Here is an 18,084-nt window from a genome sequence, read left to right as displayed (position 1 = left end):
GGGATGTGGATGAACTTCTACGACGCGTCGTCCCCATTCCTCTGGTGGGAGTCCAACCTGTGGTGGGTGCTCGCGCTGGCGATGTCCGCCGGGCTGGGCGTGTGGTGCTGGCTGCTGTGGGGGCCGCGCCAGGCGGGAGATGTCCTGCGGGTAGCGCCTGCGTCTGGCGTTGGCCGTCTCCCGCGGGTGTTGGATTCCGTCGCGTGGGCCGTGATGGCGGCTGCCTTCATGGGCCCCATGGCGTTCGTCACATCCTGGCTGGTGGCGACCGACTCGCTCGTTCCTCACTGTGAGGTGATGGAGGGGCAGCCGTCGTTCTCATTCTTCATCCGGTGGCCTTGGTTCGGATTGGCCCTGGTGGCGCTCGTGGGCGGCATTGCCTATGCGCGCCGGTCTCAGTCGCCCAGGGATGCACGGGACGTGCTCCTGGCCCGGCTCCCGCTAGATGTCTGCAAGGAAGTCTGAGAGGTGCTGTCCCGCGTGCGGGACAAGCCTGCGAGGACTCGAGCGTGACGGCTTCGCGTCGCGCACCGTCACGCCGACCGTGCCGCCGCGCGTGGACTCCGCGCTGACGGCGCTGGGCCAGGAACGGATGGAGCCCATCGACATGCTGACGGCCTGGGCACTGCGCCGCCGGGAGGCGGTGACGCAGGCCCGCGCCGCGTATGACGCTCGCGAGGAGCCTCCTACGCCGCGCGAGTCGCGCTGAAGTCCGTGGCGGTGCGCCCCTCAGGGGCGCTGCTGGGCCAGCATCCAGGCGAACACCTTGGGCTCTTTGTAGACCCGGTCCCAGATGTAGTGATTGCCATCGTGGAAGAGGGTGAAGAGCACGGGCTTCACCGGCTCGGCGCCCGTGGTGTCGGTGTTCGTCTGTCCATCAATCCATTCCCACTGCCCGCTCCCGGGCCGGAAGAACGCCGTCGCTGTACGCGCCGGGGAGGGATAGGTATCCATGACGCCACCTGTGCCGCCCATGGCGTGTCCCAGGTGCGTGAACCAGCCGGCGGTCGCGGTGTAGAAGATGTCGTTGTCGAGCAGGCCGTGTGAGCCCCAGATGGGGAGGTTCGCCTGAACCATCTTCAGGGCATCCGCGGCGCTCGAACCGTAGCCTCCGTTGCAGACGGGGATGGCGGCGGCGAGCTTCGAGGGGAAGAGCGATGCGTAGTTGAACGTCCCCGCGCCGCCCATGCTGAGGCCCGTCAGGTAGACGCGCTTCCTGTCTGTCTTGAACGTCGCCAGGATGTGCTCGAAGAAGGGGTCCAGGTTGTATTGGGCTTCGTAGGCGCTCCAGAATCCCGACGTGCTCGTCTGCGGAGAGACCAGGATGAAGGGATAGTCCTTCCCCTCCTGATCGATGTACGCCTGAGGCCCGTGCGCACGGACCTTCTTGAGCTGGTTGACGCCTCCATCTCCCTGCTCGCCCATCCCGTGGAGGAAGAAGACGACGGGCCAGTTCGAGCCTTCGTCGTAACCGGGCGGCAGGTACACGACATAGCCGTAGCCGCCCGGCGTCGAGGGTGACTTGTAGACCTCCTGCGTGGTGCCACGGCCCGTGGGCGCGGGTGTCACCTGGACCTTCATTCTGTCGCTGGCGGTAGCGCCGTCGTCGTCGGTTACCGTCAGCTCGAACTCGTAGAGCCCCTGCACCAGCCCGGACGCCGTCGCGGAGAGCGTCGTGGCGCCCGTCAGGGTCGCGGTATTGGGACCGGACACCTGGGTCCATTGCCGCGCAACGACTGTTCCGTCGCTGTCCGTCGCGGTGCCCGTGAGGGTCGCGGCATTCGTGGGCAGCATCACCGTCTGGTCCGCTCCGGCGGAGACCGTGGGCGGAAGGTTGGCGGGCGGCTCACCCGTCACGGGGGCGCCGTAGATGACGACTTCATTCATGCCCGCAAAGCGGGTCCTTGAAACGTGGAGGTACCGCGTTCGCTGGGTGACGGGCACGACCCACCAGGCTTGCCACCGGGTCAGGGTGATGTTCGTCACGGGCGTCCAGGCACCCGGCTCGCCGGCCGCGAAGGAGACGCTGCCGCTGTCGAAGGTGTCGAAGACGCCAATCTCCGTGATGTCATACAGCGCGCCCAGGTCGATGATGAGACCCATGGGGTACGCGGAATCGTCGAAGATGACGTCACCCCAGGTTGTCACGGGCGCGGCGCCCGTTCCCGCGCGAGGGTCTCCAATGAGCGCCTGCTCATCGAAGAGGTTCTGGTACGGACCCGCGACGGGACGAACGCCGTCGGGCTGCACCATGGACGCGGTGAGGGTCAGCTTGCTGCTCGTGAGGAGCGGCGCCGTCGCGGTGGCGTCGCCGGAAGGGTCCACGGCTTCGGGACTGCCACACCCGGCAATCATTGCGAGCGCGAAGAGTGCCTTTTTGATGCGGTCATGAATATGCATGAAAAATCCAATGGCGGCTGTGAGTGGGAACCGGTGGCCGGAGCAATGGTAGTTCCATCGTGGAAATCTTGGAATAATCGTATATCCATGTTTTTGATGCATGGGCCTGGCTTCGCACCTTGAGGGGGCTCATCCCCGCAGGGCCAGGAGGCATGGCGGCACCATCACCCGCCCCATGCGGGCAAGGGGAGAGGCAGCCCCGGCGTGCGCTGGTGCTTGGCGAAGGTGCTCGCCAGTATTCCCAAGCGCATGCGAACGAACCTCGTGGGTGCCGCGTTTCTCTTGTGGATGGGTTGTGATTCCTCTCCGTTGCCCCGTGGGCCCGATGACACGCCGCCCCTGCACCAGGTGACGCGTGTGGAGGCCGTCCGGGGTGTCGAGCTGGAGGTGCTCGACTATGGCGGCAAGGGCCCGGCGCTCATGTTCCTCGCGGGAATGGGCAGCACGGCCCACATCTTCGACGAACTGGCGCTCGAGTTCCGGGACACGCACCACGTCTACGCGCTCACCCGCCGTGGCTACGGCGCCTCGGATTGGCCCGACACCGGCTATGACACCGCCACGCTGGCCACGGACGTCCTGGGGGCGCTGGACACGCTGGGGCTGTCGAAGGCGTCGTTCGCGGGCCACTCCCTGGCGGGGGATGAGCTGACGTGGCTGGCGCTCCACCACCCCGAGCGCGTGGAGGCACTCGTCTACCTGGACGCCACCGACAGCCGGGGCGAGATTGCCGCGTTCCTGGAGGGCGAGCCGCTGCCGCCGCTGCCGTTCTCCGTGCTCGACGGCCTTCCTTCACGGCAGGCTGTGGCGGAGCGGCTGGCGCAAGATTTGGGCGGAGGGCTTCCCGCACACGAAGTCGAACAGGCGTATGTGTTCGACGCCGCGACAGGGGCCTACCTGCGCGAGCGCCGCCATCCTGGTGCCACGGAGCAGTCCGTCCGGGGCGCGGCCATCATGGACCTCGGGCGCGTGCAGGGGCCCGTGCTGTCCCTGTCGGATGGGCAGGGCTTCGCTGGTTGGGTAGAGGCCCTGGTAGCGGCCGAGTCGCTGCCGCTGGAGTTCCGGGAGAAAGCCCGCGACTTCCTGCCCGACATCCAGCAGCACGAGACAGACGTGGAGGACGCGCTGCGGCGTCATCCCGGCTGGAGACACCTGCAGCTGGAAGGCGCGGGGCACTACATCTGGCTGACGAACCGGGCGGAGGTGGTGACGCGGATGCGCGACTTCTTCGCCGCCACCGCCGCGCCGTAGCAGGCCCCGCCAGCGTTGTCTGTCCGAGCCATGTGCCCGGACAGACAGCCGCGGAGAACGGCTCAGCTCCGCTGCGCGTAGTACTCCACGATGAAGGGCTCGTTCACGTCCACGGGGATTTCCTCCCGCTCCGGCAGGCGCACGTAGCGCAGCCCTTCGCCCTCACCCAGCACCTGGACGTAGGCGGGCACGGACCGCGACTTCATCCGGCTGAAGGACTCCTGCACCACGGCGAGCTTCTGGTGCGCCGCGTGGAAGCGGACTTCGCTGCCAGGCTTGACGCGGAAGCTCGGGATGTCCGCCCGCTTGCCGTCCACATGAAGGTAGCCGTGGCGCACGAACTGCCGGGCCTGGCGGATGCTGGTGGCCAGACCGGCGCGAAGCACCAGCGCGTCCAACCGGCTCTCCAGCAGTTGCAGCAGCACCGTGCCGGTGTTGCCCGGCGCCCGGCTCGCTTCCTGGAAGACCGCGCGGCACTGCTTCTCCATCAGGCCGTAGTACAGCTTCAGCTTCTGCTTCTCTCGCAGGCGGCGCGCGAAGTCGCTCACGCTGGTGCGTGCGGTGGCACCGTGCTGGCCAGGGGGATAGGGCCGGCGCAGCACCGGGTCCTTGTCCGGGTCCTTCGCGGTGATGCGCGAAAGCGGAATCCCCAGCCGACGACACATCTTTCCCCGCGGTCCCAAGTCGCGTGCCACGTGTTCCTCCGACCATCTCCCGGTGTCTGAAATGGAGATGAAGTTGATAATCAGTATCAATTTCAATATCTCCAGGTCGGGCCGGCGGTCAAGTCCGGAATTCAAAGTGGGGACGCGGGCGCGGGCTGGACAGCGCTGCTCAGGTGCCGCGCGGCGCCGCCTCGCGTCGGAAGATGGCGCCTGCGAGCACCGCCACGACGGTGACGCCGGCATAGGCCACCAATCCCGCGGCCACCATGGCGAACAACGCGGAGAGCCCCGCATCGAGCCGCGCGGCGACGAACCACCCGACGCCCGCGCTGATGACGAGGCGCGAGGTGCCCGCCAGGAAGGGCCACAGCACGTGGCCCGCGCCCTGTGCGGCGAACGCGAGCACGAAGCCCAGGCCCAGCAGTCCGTAGAACGGCGCCACGATGCGCAGGTAGTCCAGGCCCGGCGCCACGACGGCTGGCTCGCGGCTGAAGGCATGGAGCCAGACTTCGGGCGCCAGCGCCGCGGCCAGTCCAATGGCTCCCGCGGCCACGAAGCCCAGCCCGCCGCCCAACCAGGCGATGCGTCGGGCGCGCTCGTGCTGTCCCGCACCCACGTTGGTGCCCACCAGCGTCAGCACGGCCGTGCCCAGGCCAAAGAGAATCGGGATGATGAGGTAGTCCAGGCGCGACGCCATGCCATAGCCGGCCAGCGCCTCCACGCCGAACAGGCCCACGGCGGCGGTGATGACCATCACCATCAGGTTGGGCTGCAGCGAACTCAACGCCGTCATCAGACCCACGCGCAGGATGTCGCGAAGCAGCCGCGGCTCCAGCGACCCCTTCGTGAGGCGGACCGCGGCCCGTCCGGACGCCATGTAGCGTAGCAGCCAGAGCGCCGCGCCCACGTAGAACAACGTCATCGCGAGCCCAGCGCCCGCCAGCCCCATCGCGGGCACCGGGCCGAAGCCGAAGATGACCCCTGGCGTCACGACGAGGAAGACAGCGGCGCCCACCAGGGTCACCAGCGCCGGGACGCGCACTTCGCCCGCGCCGCGCAGCGCCGCCGCGAGCAGGTTCACCAGCCAGAAGGGAATCGAGCCCGCGAACACGTAGTTCGAATACTGGAGCGCGGCGTCCAACGCACCCGCCCGTCCACCCAGCGCCGTGTACAGCGCGGGGCCGGTCATCCAGGCGAGGACGCTGAAGACAAGGCCAATGGCCAACGCCAGCACCACGGCATGCCAGACCAGGGCATTCGCATCGTCCCGCCGGTTCGCGCCCAGGGCTCGCGCCACCGCGGAGGCCACGCCGCTGCCAATGCCTCCGTTGGACATCATCGTCATCAACATCACGACGGGAAAGACGAGGGAGACGCCCGCCAGCGCCTCCGTGCCCAGGAAGCTCGCGTACCAGTTCTCCGCCACGCCCACCAACGACTGGGCAATCAGGACCAGCGTGGTGGGCACGGCGAGCTGGAGCAGGGGCTTCAGCAGAGGGCCCCGCAGCATCGCGTCTTGAAGTGATGCGCGTCCGGGGAGCGCGGAAGGTGTGGACCCGGGCGCTGCATCCTGCACCGGGGTTGAGTCGCTGCTGGCTGCGTCACCCATGGGACGTCACCTCACGTACGCAGCGCACCAAGATCGCCACCGGAGGACAAGCCTTGTTTGACCATGGGGCTCACGGCATTGGCGAGCACTTCCTCCTTGCCGGCTTCCAGCGCAGCCAACGTGAGACTCACCACGTCTGTAGGATTCACCTTCGCGCGGCTGCCCCACGGGGTGGGGCGGGGCTCACGGTTGGATGGCCACCTTGAAGACGCCGTCACGGCGCTCGCCGAAGAGGGCGTAGGCCTCCTTGATGTCCGCGAGCTTGAAGCGATGGGTGATGAGCGGCGACAGGTCGACGCGCTTGTGATGCACCAGGTCCATGAGGCGGCGCATGCGCTCCTTGCCTCCTGGGCACAGGGTGGTGACGATGCGGTAGTCCCCCAGGCCGGCGGAGAACGCGTCGTAGGGCAACTGGAGCTTGCCTGAGTACACCCCCAGGCTGGACAGCGTGCCCGCGGGCCGCAGGCAGCGCAGCGCGCTCTCGAAAGTCTGCTGGGTGCCCAGCGCCTCGATGGCCACGTCGGCGCCGCCGCCTGTGAGCCGTTTCACCTCGGCGACGACGTCCTGCTGACGGTGGTCGAGCACCACGTCTACGCCCATCCTCCGCGCCATCTTCATCCGCGCCTCATCACCGTCCACGCCGACCACGAGCGAGGCGCCCATCAACCGCGCGCCAATGGAGGCGCACAGGCCGATGGGGCCCTGCGCGAAGACGACCACCGCATCGCCGATGCGCACGCCGCCTGCCTCCGCGCCGCTGAAGCCCGTGGAGGCGATGTCCGACAGGAGGACGACCTGCTCGTCGGTGAGCCCATCTGGAATGGGCGCGAGGTTGGCCTGCGCGGAGGGAATGCGGATGTACTCGGCCTGGGCGCCATCCTGGGTGTTGCCCATGCGCCAGCCTCCCACGGCCTCATAGCCCGCGCCGTGGCCGCACTGTGAGAGGTGACCGGACAGGCAGGCCCTGCATTGTCCACACGGGGTGATTGCGCCCACGAGGACCCGCTGCCCCGGGCGGTAGTCCGTCACGCCGGGACCAAGCTCCTCGATGACACCCACGGGCTCGTGACCGATGACGAGCCCCGGGCGCACCGGGTACTCGCCACGGACGATGTGCAGGTCGGTGCCGCAGACAGTGGTCATCGTCATCCGGATGACCGCCTCGCCGGCTCCCGCGCGTGGACGCTCCACCTCTTCGATGCCGAAGCGGTTCACAGCCTGAAAGACATTGGCTCGCATGCTCCCTCCCGGTGGTTCGTGGGTGTCCACTCGGGAAGTCTCGGCACGGTGTCGGAGGGCGTCATCCGCGCGGGCGTGGAGACGCGGCGGTGGAGCTCATGCCGAGCGCATGCTCGGGCGCATGTGGCCGTAACGGCGGCTCGGGCCCGCGCGCTCCGGGCCCGGATGGATGTCATCCCCTGGCACCGGCCGCATCGTCCTCGGTGAGTCGCGCCCGCTTCACGCGGGGATGAGGACCTCGTGCGCGAGCGCCGGTGCGCAGCGCCCGCGCAGTCAGGCGTTTGCTTCAGGGGGCGGTGCCATGAACGTCTCACCGGACACGGAGAAGCCACGGGAAGCCGAGCATCCGGAGGTGGCCGCCGCGCCTCGTCTGCTCTGGTTCAGCGAGCTGTCCCGCGAGGACGTCGCGCTGGCGGGGGGCAAGGGCGCGAACCTGGGCGAGATGACGCGCGCGGGGCTGCCGGTTCCGCCGGGCTTCGTCATCACCGCCGCCGCCTTCCAGGAGGCCATGGCGCCGGTACGTGCCCAGTTGAGCCGCCTCTGGGCACAGGTGGACCCGGATGACCCTTCGTCGCTGACCCAGGTCACGCAGCAGCTCCGTGAGCACGTGCGGAGCGCGCCCGTCCCGGAGCGGCTGCGCGCCGCCATCGTGGAGGCGTATCAGCAGTTGGGCGCGGACCGGGCCGTGGCGGTGCGTTCCTCGGCGACCTCGGAGGACTCGGCGGCCACGTCCTTCGCGGGCATGCACGAGTCCTTCACCCACGTGTTGGGCGAGGACGCTTTGATGGACGCGCTCCGGGCATGTTGGGCTTCGGCCTACGGCGAGCGTGTGGTGGCCTACCGCAAAGCGGAAGGGCTCACCGAGGAACCCGCCATCGCCGTGGTGGTTCAGGCCATGGTGGATGCGGCTCGCGCGGGCGTCATGTTCACCGCGGACCCGTCTTCGGGAGACACCGGCCGCATCGTCATCGAGGCGGCCTGGGGGCTGGGAGAAGTCGTGGTGGGCGGGCAGGTGGAGCCGGATACGTACAGTGTCTCCAAGAAGGAGCCTCGTGTGTGCGAGGTCCGGGTGGGCGACAAGAGTGTCCGCCTGGTGCGCGATGCCGAAGGACACACGCAGCGCGAGACGCTGAGTCCGGAACAGGCCCACGAGCGCGTGCTGAGCGACGTGGCGGTGCTGGAGCTGGCGCGGTTGGGATTGCGGGTGGAACAGCACTACGGTGCGCCGCAGGACATCGAGTGGGCGGAGGAGCGCGGACGTTTGTTCCTGGTGCAGACGCGCCCGATTACCACGCTGGGAAAGTCCACCGTGCCACCGTCGGAGGAAGGCCACGCGGGCAAGGCGCTGGTGCAGGGATTGGGGGCATCGCCCGGTGTGGCGGCCGGCCGCGTGCGGGTGCTGGCGTCACCGGCGGAGGGACGGCAGCTCCAGCCGGGCGAGGTGCTGGTGGCTGAGATGACGTCGCCGGACTGGGTCCCCACCATGCGGCGGGCCTCCGCCATTGTCACGGACCGGGGTGGCATGACGTGCCACGCCGCCATCGTCAGCCGGGAGCTGCGCAAGCCCTGCGTGGTGGGCACACGCACCGCCACACGCACGCTGCGAGGCGGCGAGGCGGTGACGGTGGATGGCTCGACGGGAGAAGTCCGGGAGGGACAGGAGGCGCCACGTCCACGGGCGGTGGAGGCCACGGCCACCGCATCCACGGTGGGAACGGCCCCGGTGCTGGCCACGCGCCTCTACGTCAACCTGGCCCTGCCCGCGCAGGCTCGCGAGGCCGCGGCGCTTCCGGTGGATGGCGTGGGCCTGCTGCGCGCCGAGTTCATGCTCACGGAGGCCCTGGGAGGTGTGCATCCACGCAAGCTGATTGCGGAGGGCCGGAGAGGTGAGTTCGTGGAGCGCATGGCGGGGGCCCTGCTCCAGACGACGCGAGCCTTCCATCCACGCCCCGTGGTGTACCGGACGACGGACTTCCGGACGAACGAGTTCCGCGGACTGGAAGGCGGCGCTGAGTTCGAGCCCGAGGAGTCCAACCCGATGATTGGCTTCCGGGGCGCCTACCGCTACTTGCGCGAGCCCGACGTGTTCAACCTGGAGCTGGAAGTGCTCGCGCGGGTCCGCGAGCAGACGCCCAATCTCCAGGTGATGCTGCCCTTCGTGCGCACGCTCTGGGAGCTGGAGGCGTGTCTGGATCTCATCGCCCGCAGCCCGCTGGGGCGGCAGCGGGGGTTGAAGACGTGGGTGATGGCGGAGGTGCCTTCCATCGTCTACCGCCTCCACGATTATGCGAAGTGTGGGATTGATGGCGTGTCCATCGGCTCGAATGATTTGACGCAGCTCATGCTGGGCGTGGACCGGGACTCCGAGTCGTGCGCCGAGCTGTTCGACGAAGCGGACGCCGCGGTGCTGGCCGCCATTGGTGACATCATCCGCGGGTGCGAGGAAGCGGGCCTGACGTCCTCGCTGTGTGGACAGGCGCCGTCGAACCGGCCGGACTTCGCGGAGCACCTGGTGCGCGCGGGGATTACGTCCATCTCCGTGGACCCGGCGGCGGTGCTCGCGACGCAGCGGGTGATTGCGGCCGCGGAGCAGCGGCTGCTGCTGGCCGCCTCGAAGCGGGCGACGCTCCAGGGCTGTTAGGTCCGGCCAGGGTGGGGCACTCCGTGCCGGAGGTGGTGCTTGTTCCAGAGCAGGTAGGGGAGCAGCGCCAACGTGCGCAGCACCAGATAGACCGCCAGGAAGGGCGTCAGCCGCAAGTCCTGGTAACTGGCCGTCGCGACGGCCAGCGCGATGGAGGGATTGCCGAAGACCGCCGCGAGCGCGAGTGCGGTCCTGTCTTCAGGCCGGGGTCCTCCCGCCACGTGGCCCAGTATCGCGGAGCTCAGGGTCATCACCAGCATGCCCAGCACCATCCATCCGTCCACGTCGCGCAGCCTCGGGCCGCTGATGAACAGCAGGAGCAGGATGGCGACGACGAACACGGCCTTGAAGAGCCACAGCATGGGATGCAGCAGTCGCCTGGCCAGCATTGGCCGCCAGGCGCGCAGTGCCCAGCCCGCCGCGAGCGGCACGAGGAAGGGCAGCATGACCCGCTCGAGGAGCTGGACGGTGGTGGGGGCCTTGAACACGGCGGGGAAGAAGTCGCTGAGCCACCGGAGTGAGAGCGGCAGGCACACGATGGCCGCCAGGGACAGGGTGAGGGACAGCGCCACCGTGAGGCTCAAGTCGCCGCGCTGCCGGTAGGCCGCGACCGCGACGCTGGGCACGCCAGGGCTGACGGCCATCAACAGCAGGATGCCGGCGGCGATGGGGGGCAGGGGCAGGAGGTTCACCACGAGCAGGGCGAGCAGCGGGACTCCCAACAGGATGAGGGGAAGACCTCGCGCGTAGGCAGGCAGCCGCATGGCGTGCTTCACGGCGCTCACGTCGACGGCGAGCCCGAGGACGAACCCCATGAGCACGACGAGGTGCCGGACCGCGAACTCGACTCCGTCCCGCACGCTCAGCGCGGCGGTCACCTCGACGTCCATGGATGGAGGATGCGCACGGAGCGCCTCGTCGGGCACGTTGGGGCGGCCAGCCGTGCGCGCGTTCCTCGAAGCGGTCGCGGAGTCAAGAGGCCGGGTCTCACCCCTGGGAGGGATGGCCGCCAAGGCCCCCGCGCCTTGAAATCACCTTCGCGCCCGGACGCCTCGCATGTCCGGGCAGGGGGACGTGCCATGGACGCGAACCATCTGCTGGAGTTGGTCAAACGCTATCAGGACAACAAGGCGTTCATCTCCAACGAGGAGACCGCGAAGATCGCGCTGGTCGTCCCGTTCATCCGGAGCCTCGGCTACGACCCGAGCGTTCCTCGGGAGGTCCGCCTGGAATACACAGCGGACTTCGTCCAGGGGGACGGCAAGAAGCTGCCGGACCGCATGGACTTCGCCATCTTCGACCAGACGGGCACCAAGCCGCTCATCGTCATCGAAACCAAGCCCTTGGGCACCGACCTCAAGTCCCGCGCGCAGCAGCTGGCGCGCTACCTGGCGCAGTTGCCGGAGCTCCACTTCGGCATCATCACCGACGGGTGCCACTACCTCTTCTTCGGGGACTTGGAGAACCCCAACGTCATGGACCCGGAGCCCTTCTTCACGTTCTCCCTGGAGGACACGAAGTCGGACTGGGTGAAGGTGGCCAAGTTCCTGTCCAAGTTCAGCCGTGAATCCTTCAACGCGACGACGCTGATTACGGACGCGGAGAACAGCCGCTACCGGCAGGGGATGATCGACAAGCTCGCGTCCGCCCTGAAAGCGCCCGGTGAGCACGAAGCCTTCCTCAAGTGGCTCACGGAGGACATCTACAAGGGAAAGCGGACCACCGCGGTGATGGAGCGGCTCGCGGACGTCGCGAAGGAGGCCATCGAGCCGACGCTGCTGCGGGTCATGGGCGACGACTTCCTGAACAAGCTCAAGGAGCGCATCCAGCGGCTCAACGAGGGCGCGGAGCCCGCGGTGGCGCAGGAGGGCGCCAATGGGGTGAAGCCGGATTCGGCCAGGCCCTTCGAGGCGGATGGCCGTGCCGCGCCCGATGAGAAGGGCCGCGCCGCTACGGAGACCACCGAGACGGAGTTGGAGTTCTTCGGCGTGGTGCGGGACATCTGCGTCAAGAACGGCGCCGCCGCCGAGGACATCCTCTACCGGGACACGGCGTCCTACTTCAACGTGTCCTTCAAGCGGCCCACGAAGTGGTTCGCCCGGTTCTTCAGCAATGGCAAGCGCAAGAGCATCGTCACCTGGGTGCCGGTGGACGAGGCCCGCGCCATTGCCGCGGGCTTCGAGGTGGAGGCGGCGCCCGCGGGTTTGGGCACCAGCCGCGTCTTCATCGAATCGGTGCCCCAGGTCTGGGCGCTGAAGGCGCTGGTGACCCGGAGCCTGGAGTTGTCCAAGACGGTGCGTGACGAGTCACCGTCTTCAGACGCCGCCACACACGAGGACGGGAAGCCCGCCCTCAAGGTCATCACGGGCTGACGCTCCGCCGCGGTGCTCACGCCGCCGCGCGAAGCGACGTGAGACCCACGGCCTTGAGCGCCAGCACGCCCGCCACGGCGAAGGCCTGCCCGGCGAGCAGCGCGGTCCCCAGGGGCGTGAGCTCCTGGGCGTGCATGACGACGAGCAGCACGCTGCCCACCACCCATGCGGCGTCCACCAGGACATGCACCAGGGCCGCTCCAAGGACGGGCTGCTTGAGCCCGACCCAGAGGTTGAAGGCCGACCACGGCAGCAGGAAGAGGCCCACGCCGAACAGGAAGGTGGACGGCAGGGTCCAGCCCGCGAGCTGGGTGAGGGTGGGGGCAAGGAGCAACAAGGCCATGCCCATGAGGAGTGAGGCGGCGGCGTCGAAGCGGTAGACGAAGCGGGGATTGCGAAGCAGGTGCGTCATCATCTGGGCTCTCCGGATGGTTGGGAACGGGAGCACAGTGTTCCTGGCAGGGAATGTTCTCAATTACCTCGAAGGTCATCGTCCCGCGTCACGGCCTGGGGCAGTCTGGGCTCGGAAAGGGACACGGCGATGATTGGACCCCTGCTCAAGGAATGGAGAACGCTGCGCGGCAAGAGCCAGCTGGCCCTGTCGCTGGAGGCGCAGGTATCGGCGCGTCACCTGTCATTCCTGGAGTCGGGCCGCTCCGGGGCCAGTCAGGAACTGGTGCTGCGGCTGGCGGAGGCCCTGGGGCTGGGGCTGAGGGACCGCAACGCCCTGCTGGTGGCGGCGGGGTTCGCGCCTCAGTTCGGTGAGCGCGGCTGGCACAGCGCGGAGCTGGCGGAGGTCCGGCGGGCCGCGGGACTCATCCTCGCGTCGCATGAGCCGTATCCCGCCATCGTGGTGGATTCGTCCTCGACAGTGCTCGAGGCGAATGCGGGCGCGCTCGCGATGATGGGGCAGCCGCGTGAGGCGCTCGGACAGGTCAACCTGATGGACCTCGTCTTCATGCCCGGACCCGTGCGCTCGGCCATTGGCAATTGGGAGGAGATTGCCGGGTATCTGCTCCACCGGCTGCGAGAGGGTGCTCGCATGCGGGGCCCCCGCTCACCCGTGGCATCGGTCCTGGCCCGTGTCCTGGCGCAGCCAGGTGTCGAGGCGTTGACCGCGCTGCGGCCCGCCAACGCGGGCTCGGTGCTGGTGCCCTTGACCTTCACCCGGGATGGCACGACGACACACTGGTACACCACGCTCACCAGCTTCGGTGCCCCCCAGGATGCCCTGGTGGAGGAAATCACCATCGAGCAGTTCCATCCGATGTGATGGATTATTCCCCGCGGGCCGCGTCGTTGCGTCGAGCGCGGTCCATGTCCACCTGAAGGAGAGCGTCGGGGACGGCGGCCATCCAGCCAGGGAGGCAATCATGTTCGGAGACACGAAGGCGTTCAGCGGCTTCTCGGTGCGCGATGTGGCGGCGGCCCGGAAGTTCTACAGCGAGACGCTGGGCCTGAAGACGTCCGAGTCGGACGGCATGTTGACGCTGCACATCGCGGGCGGCAGGGACATCCTCGTCTATCCCAAGGACAACCACACCCCTGCGTCGTTCACGATTCTCAACTTCCCCGTGGATGACATCGACAAGGCGGTGGACGCGCTGTCCCAACGTGGCGTGCGTTTCGAGCGGTACGACGGCTTCGACGCGGATGCGAAGGGCATCGTCCGTGGTGACGCGGGGCCGCCCATTGCCTGGTTCAAGGACCCTTCAGGCAACGTGCTGTCCGTCTTGCAGGGCCCGGCCTGAGCAGTGTGCTGTCCTGGGGACTCTGGGGCGAGCAATCGAGGAAGGACTGCGAGAGCCACCCTCCGGAACCGAAGTAGGAAGCGTGACGCGGGCCCGTCATGGGAGGACGAAGTCGCGTGGCTTCAGCGGCTCGGGCTGCGGCTCGCCCAGCGCCTCCATCAGGTTCATCTCCACGCTGCGCGCCATCGCCAGCAAGGAGAGGTCGTTGGGCTCCGTGCCGAAGGGCTCCTCCAGCTCGTCGCTCAGCCGGTCGAGCCCGAAGAAGGTGTAGGCAATCATCGCCGCGAGCCAGGGCGTGAACCAGCCCAGCGCCTCCGCGAGACCAAAGGGCAGCAGCAGGCAGAACAGGTAGGCGGTGCGGTGCAGCAGCACCGTGTACGTGAAGGGCAGGGGCGTGAAGCGGATGCGCTCACACGCGGAGAGCACGTTCATCAAGCCATGGACGCGCGTCCGCAGCTCGCTCCAGGTGATGTCGGTGAGATGCTTCTCCCGGAGGAGCGAGGCCAGCTCCCGGTCGTGCTCCCGAAGCAGGGCGTTGGGGCGGTTCTGGCTGGCCAGTACGCGCGAGGACTCCGACTCCGGCAGCAGGCGGCTGATGTCCTCCCGGGCGTCGTGCCCGCGCAGGTGCGCGACCATCGCGTGGGCGAAGGCGATGTTCCGCCTCGTCAACCTGCGCGCCGCCTGCTTCGCTCCGCTGCTGTCATCCCCCAGGAGCGCGATGGCCTCATGGGAAAATGAACGCAGTTCAATGATGAGCGCGCCCCAGTGCTTCCGGGCCTCCCACCACCGGTCGTAGCAGGCGTTGTTCCGGAACCCGAGGAAGATGGAGAGCGCGATGCCCAACAGGGACAGCGGCGCCGGTGAGGAGATCTGCAGGTCCAGATAGCCTTGCCGGTACGCCCAGACGACGAGCGCGGAGAGCGCCGCGATGCCCAGGACGTGGGGCAGGACGCGCGGGAGGATGGTCCCGCGCACGACGAAGAGGAGCCGAAGCGAGCTGAGGCGAGGACGAACAATCACGGGCAGGGACCTTCCTGCGCCAAATGCCTCCGGGTCGCAAGCGCTCCTCTTGGGGGACTGTGCAGGCGATTAGGGGGAGCGGGGCCCGCTGGTAAGCGTGTGCCACTCTCCGTCGTGAATCCGCCCGATGGTGTGGTCCGCGAATGACCAGACGCCGTCGCAGGCTCCTCGCCGTACGGTGAACTGCAACGGCGCTTCTTTCGGAAGTTCCAGGGGGGCGCAGCGTCTGGCCGAACGCATGGTCGATGCCAACCAGATGCGCGCAGTGCCCGTCTCTGCCTGGATGAAGGCGTCCTGAAGGAACCCGGCATCGGGGATTCCAGACATGGCGACGACTTCCTCGTGCGGCGGCCCCGGCCCGGGATGGACGGGCCGAGGCGGAACCGCCGCGTTGTGGGTCGCCGAACGAATCACCCGAGGTGGACTCAGGGGCCCGTGAGAACCACGGGCCCGCCTGAGTCAGGGACGCACTTCGGTTCTGCGGTGAACCCCCATGTCCGTTCTCGGCGTGGTGGTGGCTCCCAGGCTCTTCTTCCAGGGGAAGGTGAGCGCCAGCGCGACGCCCGACAGACCCACGATGGAGTAGATGAGGCGGCTGAGCGCGCTCATCGCCGTTCGTGTCTCGCCGCCGAACAGCGCGTTCACGAGGTTCCAATTGAAGAAGCCAATCAGGCCCCAGTTGATGGCGCCGATGATGGCCAGGACGGCCATCGCCTTGGCGAGCCCTCCTCTGGTTCGATCCGCGTCCGCTCGTTCCATGGCTCGTATCCTTGGCTAGGTGTGTTCCACCCGTGCAGGTGGGTGATGCCTCCCGCATAAGGTGTTGCCCGGACGCGTCCTGGCTACTCCTCCGGCACCGATTGTCCGGCTTGGTGCTCCGGACGCCATGCGGCTCAGCGGGAGCGGGGCTCCACCAGTCGCTCGGGAATGCGCGCGACGAGGAGGTCGATGGCCGCGCGCACCTTCGAGGTCAGGTGTTTGCTCTGGGGCCACACCGCGTAGATTTCGTTGCCATAGGGGCGCTGCGTTTCCAGTACTTCGACGAGTCTGCCGCTGCTCAGGTGCTCGGCGATGAGCCAGCGAGGAAGCCACGCCAGCCCGGCCCCCTGCACCGCGGCGTCCATGATGGTCTCCACGTCGTCGAAGCGCAGGCGCGCCTGGACGGCGATGCGCTGCTCGCCGCCTTGTCCGTCCGGGAATCGCCAGGGCTTGTTGATGCCGTTGCGGCCGTAGACGACCGCGTCGTGCTCGCCCAGGTCTTCAAGTGTCTTCGGGCGGCCGTGGCGCTTCAGGTAGCCGGGCGCGGCGCAGACGGACATCGTCTGGACGCCCAGCCGGTGCGCCGTCAGTCCCGCGTGGTCCGCCAGTGGCCCGACGCGGAGGGCCAGGTCGTAACCTTCCTCGACGAGGTCGACCATCCGGTCGCTGAAGGCGATTTCCAGCTCCAGTCCCGGATGCTGGAGGACCAGCTCGCGCAGCAGCGGCGCGGCGCAGTGCCGGCCGAACATCACGGGCGCGCTGACGCGCAGGCGCCCCGTGGGCGCGCGCCGTCCGGAGTCCAGCGCCGTCTCCGCCGCCTCGAGCTCCGCCAATGCGCGCACGCAGCGCTCGTAGAAGGCCTGGCCGTCCTCGGTGAGGCTCTGCCGGCGCGTGGTGCGCTGGAACAGCCGGGTCTCCAGACGCTCCTCCAGCCGCGCGATGCTCTTCCCCACGGCCGAGCGTGAGAGCCCCATGCGCTCCGCGGCGAGCGCGAAGCTCCCTGCCTCCACGGCCTGGACGAACGCGAAGACGCCCCCAAGGCGGTCCCTCATGACGCTGCTCCCATTGGTGCCTGCGTGTCTCCAGTGACTCGACAAAGTGTCGCCACTGGCGACGCTGCTTCGTCCGTATAGCTCCCGCATCACTTTCATGCAGGACGCGGAGCGGACGATGGGCGCAACGATGAAGCGTTGGCAGGCGAAGCAGGCGGGACGGGCGCACCTGGAACTGACGGAGGTGGCGATTCCCTCTCCGGGTGCCGGTGAGGTGTTGATTCGCGTGTCGGCGGTCTCCCTCAACTACCGCGAGAAGCTGATGCTCGACGGGGGGGGCGCCCTGACGGCGCACCAGCCCTTCACGCCGGCTTCGGACATGGCGGGCGTGGTGGTCGCGGCGGGCGCGGGCGTGCAGCGCTTCAAGGAAGGGGCGCGCGTCATCGCCAACTTCCAGACGGACTGGGTGGACGGGCCCGCGCCGCGTGGGACGGTGCGCAGCCTGGGCGGAAATGCGCCGGGCGTGCTGGCCGAGTACGTCGTCATGCCGGAGCAGTGGCTGGTGGCGTCTCCCGAAACACTCGATGACGTGCAGGCGAGCACGTTGCCGTGCGCCGGCCTCACCGCGTGGACGTCCCTGGCGGAGCTGGGCGGGCTGCGGCCGGGGCACACGGTGGTAACGCAGGGCACGGGCGGCGTGTCCCTGTTCGCGGTGCAGCTTGCCGCCGCCATGGGCGCGGAGGTCATCGTGCTCTCGGGGGACGAGGACAAGCTGGCCCGCGTGAAGGCCCTGGGCGCCGCGCACGGCATCCATCGGCGCCACACCCCGGAGTGGCATACGGCGGTGCTCGAGCTGACACGAGGCGCGGGGGCCGACCACATCCTGGAGTTGGTGGGTGGGGACAACCTGGGCCGGTCGGTGAAGGCGCTCGCGTCGGATGGACGCGTCTCGCTCATCGGCGTGTTCGAGGGCTTCGAGAGCCGCTTCCCGGTGCAGCCCTTGTTCCTGAGCTCCGGCGTCATCCAGGGCATCTTCGTCGGACACCGGCGTGGGCTGGAGAACCTGGTGCGCGCGGTGGACCGGCTGGCTTTGAAGCCCGTGGTCGACACTGTCTATTCGCTCGATGCGCTGCCCGCGGCGCTCGAACACCTGGACCGCGGACCGTTTGGCAAACTGGTCATCACGGCTTGACCTGGCCCCGTGGCGAATCGTGCGCCACGACGCGCTCGGGGGACCCCGGTGGTGGTGCTCCAGGACGAAAGACAGACGCGTGCGAGGGTGAAAGACCACGACATGCGTTGGCGGAAGACATAACGATGGGCTCGGGCGGCGCTGCGAGGGTTTGAAGCGTCAGCGGGCCTGGAGTGGCGCAGGCGCCCGGGCG

General features: G+C 68.4%; 17 protein-coding genes. 8 read left to right on the top strand and 9 right to left on the bottom strand.

What is annotated here, in order from left to right; genetic code table 11:
- Positions 1-9: 9 nt before the first annotated feature.
- Together FMP39_RS00575 and FMP39_RS00570 are read left to right on the top strand one after the other, a co-directional pair.
- On the top strand, positions 10-465 hold the full coding sequence (locus FMP39_RS00575) for a hypothetical protein (protein ID WP_228557524.1): 456 nt from the start codon (positions 10-12) through the stop codon (positions 463-465).
- Complete coding sequence (locus FMP39_RS00570; RefSeq protein WP_141588090.1) at positions 446-709, top strand: helix-turn-helix domain-containing protein; 264 nt, start codon at positions 446-448, stop codon at positions 707-709. Before FMP39_RS00575 ends, FMP39_RS00570 begins: the two co-directional genes overlap by 20 nt.
- A 20-nt stretch (positions 710-729) precedes the next feature.
- Here the strand turns inward: FMP39_RS00570 and FMP39_RS00565 are convergent, their stop codons facing one another.
- Positions 730-2,400: an alpha/beta hydrolase-fold protein gene (locus tag FMP39_RS00565; protein ID WP_141588089.1), complete on the bottom strand. Its 1,671-nt coding sequence runs from the start codon at positions 2,398-2,400 to the stop codon at positions 730-732.
- Positions 2,401-2,649: 249 nt separating this feature from the next.
- On the opposite strand from FMP39_RS00565, the gene FMP39_RS00560 reads away from it, so the two are divergent.
- Complete coding sequence (locus tag FMP39_RS00560; RefSeq protein WP_194858173.1) at positions 2,650-3,651, top strand: alpha/beta fold hydrolase; 1,002 nt, start codon at positions 2,650-2,652, stop codon at positions 3,649-3,651.
- 62 nt (positions 3,652-3,713) lie between these two features.
- On the opposite strand, the gene rpsD is transcribed toward FMP39_RS00560, so the two are convergent.
- The 3 genes from rpsD to FMP39_RS00540 all read right to left on the bottom strand — a co-directional run bounded on the left by rpsD (position 3,714) and on the right by FMP39_RS00540 (position 7,164).
- Positions 3,714-4,346 (bottom strand): 30S ribosomal protein S4, encoded by a 633-nt coding sequence (rpsD, locus tag FMP39_RS00555; protein WP_141588088.1) that lies wholly within the window; start codon positions 4,344-4,346, stop codon positions 3,714-3,716.
- Positions 4,347-4,485: 139 nt separating this feature from the next.
- Entirely contained in the window at positions 4,486-5,826 is a 1,341-nt protein-coding gene (locus FMP39_RS00550) for an MATE family efflux transporter (RefSeq protein WP_228557523.1), read from the bottom strand.
- A gap of 282 nt (positions 5,827-6,108) precedes the next feature.
- Entirely contained in the window at positions 6,109-7,164 is a 1,056-nt protein-coding gene (locus FMP39_RS00540; RefSeq protein WP_141588085.1) for an NAD(P)-dependent alcohol dehydrogenase, read from the bottom strand.
- A gap of 301 nt (positions 7,165-7,465) precedes the next feature.
- Here FMP39_RS00540 and ppsA point away from each other — a divergent pair, with 301 nt between their 5' ends.
- Entirely contained in the window at positions 7,466-9,805 is a 2,340-nt protein-coding gene (gene ppsA, locus FMP39_RS00535) for a phosphoenolpyruvate synthase (RefSeq protein ID WP_141588084.1), read from the top strand.
- On the opposite strand, the gene FMP39_RS00530 is transcribed toward ppsA, so the two are convergent.
- A complete protein-coding gene (locus FMP39_RS00530) occupies positions 9,802-10,695 on the bottom strand; it encodes a symporter (protein WP_228557522.1) in 894 nt (297 codons plus the stop codon). The genes ppsA and FMP39_RS00530 overlap by 4 nt on opposite strands.
- Positions 10,696-10,884: 189 nt before the next feature.
- On the opposite strand from FMP39_RS00530, the gene FMP39_RS00525 reads away from it, so the two are divergent.
- Positions 10,885-12,177, top strand: coding sequence for a type I restriction enzyme HsdR N-terminal domain-containing protein (locus tag FMP39_RS00525; RefSeq protein WP_141588082.1), 1,293 nt, complete (start codon positions 10,885-10,887; stop codon positions 12,175-12,177).
- A gap of 16 nt (positions 12,178-12,193) precedes the next feature.
- Here FMP39_RS00525 and FMP39_RS00520 read toward each other — a convergent pair whose 3' ends face one another.
- Entirely contained in the window at positions 12,194-12,592 is a 399-nt protein-coding gene (locus tag FMP39_RS00520) for a hypothetical protein (RefSeq protein ID WP_141588081.1), read from the bottom strand.
- A 126-nt stretch (positions 12,593-12,718) separates the two neighbouring features.
- Between FMP39_RS00520 and FMP39_RS00515 the strand changes: the two genes are divergently transcribed.
- Positions 12,719-13,450 (top strand): helix-turn-helix domain-containing protein, encoded by a 732-nt coding sequence (locus tag FMP39_RS00515; RefSeq protein WP_141588080.1) that lies wholly within the window; start codon positions 12,719-12,721, stop codon positions 13,448-13,450.
- Between the two features lie 100 nt (positions 13,451-13,550).
- Positions 13,551-13,928 carry a VOC family protein gene (locus tag FMP39_RS00510; protein ID WP_141588079.1) on the top strand — a complete coding sequence of 126 codons (378 nt, stop codon included), beginning with the start codon at positions 13,551-13,553 and terminating at the stop codon, positions 13,926-13,928.
- A 96-nt stretch (positions 13,929-14,024) separates the two neighbouring features.
- Here FMP39_RS00510 and FMP39_RS00505 read toward each other — a convergent pair whose 3' ends face one another.
- The 3 genes from FMP39_RS00505 to FMP39_RS00490 form a co-directional block, all read right to left on the bottom strand.
- Complete coding sequence (locus FMP39_RS00505; RefSeq protein WP_141588078.1) at positions 14,025-14,948, bottom strand: bestrophin family protein; 924 nt, start codon at positions 14,946-14,948, stop codon at positions 14,025-14,027.
- A gap of 459 nt (positions 14,949-15,407) precedes the next feature.
- On the bottom strand, positions 15,408-15,707 hold the full coding sequence (locus tag FMP39_RS00495) for a DUF378 domain-containing protein (RefSeq protein WP_141588077.1): 300 nt from the start codon (positions 15,705-15,707) through the stop codon (positions 15,408-15,410).
- Positions 15,708-15,841: 134 nt separating this feature from the next.
- Positions 15,842-16,759 (bottom strand): LysR family transcriptional regulator, encoded by a 918-nt coding sequence (locus tag FMP39_RS00490; protein WP_141588076.1) that lies wholly within the window; start codon positions 16,757-16,759, stop codon positions 15,842-15,844.
- 130 nt (positions 16,760-16,889) lie between these two features.
- On the opposite strand from FMP39_RS00490, the gene FMP39_RS00485 reads away from it, so the two are divergent.
- Entirely contained in the window at positions 16,890-17,891 is a 1,002-nt protein-coding gene (locus FMP39_RS00485; protein ID WP_228557521.1) for an NAD(P)-dependent alcohol dehydrogenase, read from the top strand.
- Positions 17,892-18,084: the final 193 nt, after the last annotated feature.

The sequence above is a fragment of the Myxococcus sp. AB056 genome (assembly GCF_006547365.1).
Classification (GTDB): Bacteria; Myxococcota; Myxococcia; order Myxococcales; family Myxococcaceae; genus Myxococcus; species Myxococcus virescens.
This window is presented reverse-complemented; position numbering and strand designations above follow the sequence as displayed.

What these genes read in the sequence shown, in the direction of transcription:
- FMP39_RS00565 (WP_141588089.1), bottom strand. Translation starts at nt 2,400, where the DNA reads ATGCATATTCATGACCGCATCAAAAAGGCACTCTTCGCGCTCGCAATG.
- FMP39_RS00510 (WP_141588079.1), top strand. Translation starts at nt 13,551, where the DNA reads ATGTTCGGAGACACGAAGGCGTTCAGCGGCTTCTCGGTGCGCGATGTG.
- FMP39_RS00495 (WP_141588077.1), bottom strand. Translation starts at nt 15,707, where the DNA reads ATGGAACGAGCGGACGCGGATCGAACCAGAGGAGGGCTCGCCAAGGCG.
- FMP39_RS00515 (WP_141588080.1), top strand. Translation starts at nt 12,719, where the DNA reads ATGATTGGACCCCTGCTCAAGGAATGGAGAACGCTGCGCGGCAAGAGC.
- FMP39_RS00520 (WP_141588081.1), bottom strand. Translation starts at nt 12,592, where the DNA reads ATGATGACGCACCTGCTTCGCAATCCCCGCTTCGTCTACCGCTTCGAC.
- FMP39_RS00540 (WP_141588085.1), bottom strand. Translation starts at nt 7,164, where the DNA reads ATGCGAGCCAATGTCTTTCAGGCTGTGAACCGCTTCGGCATCGAAGAG.
- FMP39_RS00560 (WP_194858173.1), top strand. Translation starts at nt 2,650, where the DNA reads ATGCGAACGAACCTCGTGGGTGCCGCGTTTCTCTTGTGGATGGGTTGT.
- ppsA (WP_141588084.1), top strand. Translation starts at nt 7,466, where the DNA reads ATGAACGTCTCACCGGACACGGAGAAGCCACGGGAAGCCGAGCATCCG.
- FMP39_RS00550 (WP_228557523.1), bottom strand. Translation starts at nt 5,826, where the DNA reads ATGCTGCGGGGCCCTCTGCTGAAGCCCCTGCTCCAGCTCGCCGTGCCC.
- FMP39_RS00575 (WP_228557524.1), top strand. Translation starts at nt 10, where the DNA reads ATGAACTTCTACGACGCGTCGTCCCCATTCCTCTGGTGGGAGTCCAAC.
- FMP39_RS00490 (WP_141588076.1), bottom strand. Translation starts at nt 16,759, where the DNA reads ATGAGGGACCGCCTTGGGGGCGTCTTCGCGTTCGTCCAGGCCGTGGAG.
- FMP39_RS00485 (WP_228557521.1), top strand. Translation starts at nt 16,890, where the DNA reads ATGAAGCGTTGGCAGGCGAAGCAGGCGGGACGGGCGCACCTGGAACTG.
- FMP39_RS00570 (WP_141588090.1), top strand. Translation starts at nt 446, where the DNA reads ATGTCTGCAAGGAAGTCTGAGAGGTGCTGTCCCGCGTGCGGGACAAGC.
- FMP39_RS00530 (WP_228557522.1), bottom strand. Translation starts at nt 10,695, where the DNA reads ATGGACGTCGAGGTGACCGCCGCGCTGAGCGTGCGGGACGGAGTCGAG.
- FMP39_RS00525 (WP_141588082.1), top strand. Translation starts at nt 10,885, where the DNA reads ATGGACGCGAACCATCTGCTGGAGTTGGTCAAACGCTATCAGGACAAC.